This is a genomic window from Rhodococcus sp. T7 (genome assembly GCF_009872365.1).
GTDB lineage: Bacteria > Actinomycetota > Actinomycetes > Mycobacteriales > Mycobacteriaceae > Rhodococcus_F.
Genome location: NZ_WXYH01000182.1, coordinates 1 through 2,388, shown reverse-complemented (window position 1 = coordinate 2,388; position 2,388 = coordinate 1). Strand labels below are relative to the sequence as shown.

Genomic DNA, 2,388 nt, shown 5'->3' with positions numbered 1-2,388 from the left:
CAGTTCATCGACTGCTTCTACGACTACCACAAGAACCTCAGCCCCGAAGAGGTCGTGTGGGACTACGACACCTACACATATTACGGTGCCGGTCGCCTGTTCCAGGACCTCTTCGTGGACGGATACGTCGACCACGCAATCTTCCAGCCTGCGTTCCTGAGCGAGTTCTACCACACCGGGTTCGGGCAGACCGAGGAAGCGTTCGGCCTCACCCAGAAGCACCCCGACAAGCTCACCTACAACCACGCCTACGACCCCCGCCACGAGGAGGCCGGGCTCGAGCAACTCCGCAAGGACGCAGCCCGGATGAACCTGCAGGGTGTCAAGCTCTACACCGCCGAATGGCACGGCGACTCCCGCGGCTACAAACTCGACGACCCGTGGTCGCGGCGCTACCTCGAAGAATGCATCAAGCTGGGCATCAAGAACATTCACGTCCACAAGGGCCCGACGATCCGCCCTCTCGACCGCGACGCCTTCGACGTGGCGGACATCGACAAGGTCGCCACCGACTACCTGGACCTGCGATTCGTCGTCGAACACGTGGGCCTGCCGCGGCTCGAGGACTTCTGCTGGATCGCCACCCAGGAGTCGAACGTGTACGGCGGCCTGGCGGTGGCCCTGCCGTTCATCCACACCCGGCCCCGCTACTTCGCCCAGATCATCGGCGAGCTGCTCTACTGGATCGGCGAGGACAAGATCCTGTTCGGCAGCGACTACGCACTGTGGACCCCGAAGTGGCTGATCGAGAAGTTCGTCGACTTCCAGATCCCCGAGGACATGCAGGGCGAGTACGCCCCGATCACCGCCCTGCAGAAGAAGAAGATCCTCGGCCTCAACGCGGCAGCGCTGTACGACATCGACGTTCCCGCGGACCTGCAACTGGCCGAGCCGGCCGGGCAGGACGGTGTGGAGGTCGCTGCCGGGGCGCGGGAAACCGTGGCGTCATGACCGCCGCCGTCGTCTGCACCGAACAGGACGTCCTGATGGCCCTGTCGACGGTCACCGACCCGGAACTGGACGAGCCGATCACCGATCTCGGGTTCGTCCGGTCGGTCACCCTCGATGACGACGGCGTCACCGTGCACCTGCGGCTGCCCACCGCGTTCTGCTCGCCGAACTTCGCCTACCTCATGGCCTCCGACGCCCTCGACGCCCTGCGCCTGATCGAGGACATCGGCGAGGCACGGGTGCTGCTCGACGACCACCATGACAGCGACAAGATCAACGCCGGCCTCGCGGCCGACGCCGGATACGTCGGGACGTTCGGCTCCGAGGCGCAGGAAAGTTTGCACGAGCTGCGCCGGACATTCCGGTCCAAGGCGCACTCCGCGGCGATGGAGCGGTGCGTCGAGGCGCACCTGAAGACCACCGATCTGGGGGTCAACGAGATCTACCGGCTCACCCTCGGCGACCTCGCTCCCGGAAAGTTCAAGGCCGCACTGCTGCGTCGCCGGATCGGCATCGGGTTGAGCCTCTGCCCGGCCAGCCGGGTGTTCGTCGACGACGACGGCAAGCGCATCCCCCCGGAATCGGTGCCGATGCGGCTGCGTTTCGCCAAGTCGGTGCGCATCTCGATGGAAGGCAACGCCCACTTCTGCCGAGGCCTGCTCGCCACCCGCTACGCCGACAGCGAATCCGTCGGCGCCACACCCCGAATCACCAACCTCAGAACACCCAGGAGCCCACGATGAAGGCCGTGCAAGTGGTGGGATACCACACCAAACTGCAGCTCACCGACGTTCCCGAACCCACGATCGAGGGCCCCCTCGATGTCATCGTGCGGATCGGCGGCGCCGGCGTGTGCCGCACCGACCTGCATGTTCTCGAAGGGCAGTGGGAGGAGAAGTCCGGTGTCGCTCTGCCGTACACGATCGGCCACGAGAACGCCGGCTGGGTCCACGCCGTGGGCGACGCCGTCACCAATGTCGCGGTCGGCGACAAGGTCATCTTGCACCCGCTCATCACGTGCGGGTTGTGCCGGGCGTGCCGATTCGGCGACGACGTCCACTGCCAGAACAGCCGGTTCCCCGGCATCGACGTCAACGGCGGGTACGCCGAATACCTTCGCACCACCGCCCGCAGCGTGGTCCGGATCGACGACTCGCTCGAACCGGCCGACGTCGCCGCCCTCGCCGACGCGGGCCTGACGGCGTACCACGCCGTCGCCAAGGCCGCGAAGACCACCCGGCCCGGAGACGTGTGCGTCGTGATCGGAGCGGGCGGACTCGGCCACATCGGCATCCAGGTCCTGAAGGCCATCTCCGGTGTCACCGTGGTCGTGCTCGACCGCAACCCCGCGGCCGTCGAACTCGCCGTGAAGATCGGCGCCGACCACGGCATCGTCGCCGACGGCACCCACATCCAGCAGGTGCTCGACCTGACCGG

At 66.5% G+C, this 2,388-nt stretch carries 3 protein-coding genes; all 3 read left to right on the top strand.

The window, feature by feature from the left end; all coding sequences use genetic code 11:
- Nucleotides 1-951, top strand: a 951-nt coding sequence (locus MLGJGCBP_RS18405) for an amidohydrolase family protein (RefSeq protein WP_160097507.1), incomplete at its 5' end; no start/stop codon positions are given.
- Entirely contained in the window at nt 948-1,694 is a 747-nt protein-coding gene (locus tag MLGJGCBP_RS18400) for an iron-sulfur cluster assembly protein (RefSeq protein WP_160097506.1), read from the top strand. The genes MLGJGCBP_RS18405 and MLGJGCBP_RS18400, both read left to right, overlap by 4 nt.
- On the top strand, nt 1,691-2,388 hold a 698-nt coding region (locus MLGJGCBP_RS18395; protein WP_160097505.1), incomplete at its 3' end, for an alcohol dehydrogenase catalytic domain-containing protein. The genes MLGJGCBP_RS18400 and MLGJGCBP_RS18395, both read left to right, overlap by 4 nt.

Bases quoted from the DNA above. Each gene is read 5' to 3' on its own strand.
- MLGJGCBP_RS18400 (WP_160097506.1), top strand. From the start codon at position 948: ATGACCGCCGCCGTCGTCTGCACCGAACAGGACGTCCTGATGGCCCTG.